Source organism: Novosphingobium sp. DS6-6 (assembly GCF_057784975.1).
In genome coordinates this window covers 1-3,377 of sequence record NZ_JBYNTS010000024.1, presented here as the reverse complement: position 1 = coordinate 3,377, position 3,377 = coordinate 1, and the positions used below count along the sequence as shown (strand labels likewise).

At 55.8% G+C, this 3,377-nt stretch carries 1 tRNA gene and 1 rRNA gene; both read left to right on the top strand.

What is annotated here, in order from left to right:
• Positions 1-185 precede the first annotated feature (185 nt).
• A tRNA-Ala gene (locus AC3EDY_RS15875) sits at positions 186-261 on the top strand.
• 320 nt (positions 262-581) lie between these two features.
• Positions 582-3,374, top strand: a 23S ribosomal RNA gene (locus AC3EDY_RS15870).
• Positions 3,375-3,377: the final 3 nt, after the last annotated feature.

Genomic DNA, 3,377 nt, shown 5'->3' with positions numbered 1-3,377 from the left:
CGGCCAGCGCGGCCAGCGCGGCGATGCCGCGCCATAAGGCGTGGCCTATTCGGGCGACCGACAGGTCGGCCGCGTTTAGGGGCCACGACTGACGGCGCGAGCCTGACCTGACCTGCGTGGTCTTGCGTCTGACGGCGCAGGCGAGCCGGTGCTGGTGCTACGGGTCTGCAGCAAGACGATCTTATGGGGCCTTAGCTCAGCTGGGAGAGCACCTGCTTTGCAAGCAGGGGGTCATCGGTTCGATCCCGATAGGCTCCACCATTCTCGCCGCTGCGCGGCTTGCATGGTGGATTGCTCGAAACAACAATCTCCGGGGATGAAGAAAACGGTTCCGCACCTTGCGCGAGCGGGGTGGGGTATTGGCGTGTCGTGCGCCTCTTTGACATTGTGAATGGGTTTTTTGATCGATGCCGTGGCGCATGGATCGACGATTACGGTCGTCGTTCGATTGCGTTCACACATTATGGGCAACGGTTGTGTGGCGCGAGCCATGTGATGCGTTGTTCGATCTGGCTGAGATATCGTCCGCACCTGGTACACTGCAAGCGTTATGCAGGCTTGCTGGTGATGGTGTGGATTCTCAAGCGTGAGGTAAGAGCATCTGGTGGATGCCTTGGCATGTACAGGCGACGAAGGACGTGGCACGCTGCGATAAGCGTCGGGGAGCTGTGAGCGAGCTTTGATCCGGCGATTTCCGAATGGGGAAACCCACCTTCACCATTTCTTCAATGGCTCTGGCGACGGAGGGATTGGAGAGGTGGATAAGGTATCACCGAGGTGAATACATAGCCTTGGTGAAGCGAACCCGGGGAACTGAAACATCTCAGTACCTGGAGGAAAAGACATCAACCGAGATTCCGTTAGTAGTGGCGAGCGAACGCGGAGGAGGCCAGTACCTGATCTTCAACTAGCAGAACCGTCTGGAAAGGCGGGCCATAGCGGGTGAGAGCCCCGTATGCGAAAGTGATGGATGAGGTCTTGAGTAGGGCGGGACACGTGAAATCCTGTCTGAACATGGGGGGACCACCCTCCAAGCCTAAATACTCGTACATGACCGATAGCGAACACAGTACCGTGAGGGAAAGGTGAAAAGCACCCCGATGAGGGGAGTGAAACAGTACCTGAAACCGGATGCTTACAAGCAGTAGGAGCCCCATAGGGGGTGACTGCGTACCTCTTGCATAATGGGTCAGTGACTTAGTTTATCGAGCGAGCTTAAGCCGTTAGGTGTAGGCGCAGCGAAAGCGAGTCTGAACAGGGCGCTTTAGTTCGATGAATTAGACCCGAAACCCGGTGATCTAGGCATGACCAGGCTGAAGGTGCGGTAACACGCAGTGGAGGGCCGAACCGTTCAATGTTGAAAAATTGTCGGATGAGTTGTGTTTAGGGGTGAAAGGCCAATCAAACCGGGAAATAGCTGGTTCTCCGCGAAATCTATTGAGGTAGAGCGTCGGACGTATACCGCTGGGGGTAGAGCACTGGATGGATGCGGGGGTCGCGAGATCTACCAACTCTAACCAAACTCCGAATACCAGCGAGATTTATCCGGCAGACAGACGGCGGGTGCTAAGGTCCGTCGTCAAGAGGGAAACAGCCCTAACCTACAGCTAAGGTCCCCAAGTCGCGTCTAAGTGGGAAAGCATGTGGGAATCCCAAAACAACCAGGATGTTGGCTTAGAAGCAGCCATCATTTAAAGAAAGCGTAACAGCTCACTGGTCTAATCAAGGGTTCCTGCGGCGAAGATGTAACGGGGCTCAAGACGCGCACCGAAGCTTAGGGTTCAGATCTTTGATCTGAGCGGTAGCGGAGCGTTCCGTAGGCCTGCGAAGCGGGAGGGTAACCGACCGTGGAGGTATCGGAAGTGCGAATGCTGACATGAGTAGCGACAAAGAGGGTGAGATGCCCTCTCGCCGAAAGACCAAGGGTTCCTGCTTAAAGCTAATCTGAGCAGGGTGAGCCGGCCCCTAAGACGAGCCCGAAGGGGGTAGTCGATGGGAACCACGTTAATATTCGTGGGCCTGGAGAAGAGTGACGGATCTTAAAAGTTGTCAGGTCTTATCGGATTGATCTGGCAGCGACGAGGTTCCAGGAAATAGCCTCTCCATATAGACCGTACCCGAAACCGACACAGGTGGTCAGGTAGAGTATACCAAGGCGCTTGAGAGAAGTATCCTGAAGGAACTCGGCAAATTGCCTCCGTACCTTCGGAAGAAGGAGGCCCTGCCTATGCGCAAGCACTGGCAGGGGGCACAGGCCAGGGGGTAGCGACTGTTTAGCAAAAACACAGGACTCTGCTAAGTCGGCTTCAAGACGACGTATAGGGTCTGACGCCTGCCCGGTGCCGGAAGGTTAAGAGGAGGAGTGCAAGCTCCGAATTGAAGCCCCGGTAAACGGCGGCCGTAACTATAACGGTCCTAAGGTAGCGAAATTCCTTGTCGGGTAAGTTCCGACCTGCACGAATGGCGTAACGACTTCCCCACTGTCTCCAGGATATGCTCAGCGAAATTGAATTCTCCGTGAAGATGCGGAGTACCCGCGGTTAGACGGAAAGACCCCGTGCACCTTTACTGCAGCTTCAGAGTGGCATTAGGAAAGAATTGTGTAGCATAGGTGGGAGGCTTCGAAGCGCTGGCGCCAGCCGGCGTGGAGCCATAGGTGAAATACCACCCTGTTGTTTTCTGATGTCTAACCCAGCACCGTGATCCGGTGCGGGGACCCTCTGTGGCGGGTAGTTTGACTGGGGCGGTCGCCTCCTAAAGAGTAACGGAGGCGCGCGATGGTAGGCTCAGGACGGTTGGAAACCGTCTGCTAGAGTGCAATGGCATAAGCCTGCCTGACTGCGAGACTGACGAGTCGAGCAGAGACGAAAGTCGGTCATAGTGATCCGGTGGTCCCTCGTGGAAGGGCCATCGCTCAACGGATAAAAGGTACGCCGGGGATAACAGGCTGATGATTCCCAAGAGCTCATATCGACGGAATCGTTTGGCACCTCGATGTCGGCTCATCACATCCTGGGGCTGGAGCAGGTCCCAAGGGTTTGGCTGTTCGCCAATTAAAGTGGTACGTGAGCTGGGTTCAGAACGTCGCGAGACAGTTTGGTCCCTATCTGCCGTGGGCGTCGATACTTGAGAGGAGTTGCCCCTAGTACGAGAGGACCGGGGTGAACATGCCTCTGGTGTACCTGTCGTTCCGCCAGGAGCGCAGCAGGGTAGCTATGCATGGACGGGATAACCGCTGAAAGCATCTAAGCGGGAAGCCTCCCTCAAGATAAGGTATCATCGAGTCGTGGTAGACCACCACGTTGATAGGCCGGGTGTGGACGTGCGGTAACGCATGAAGCTAACCGGTCCTAATCACTCCAATCATGCTTGTAAGG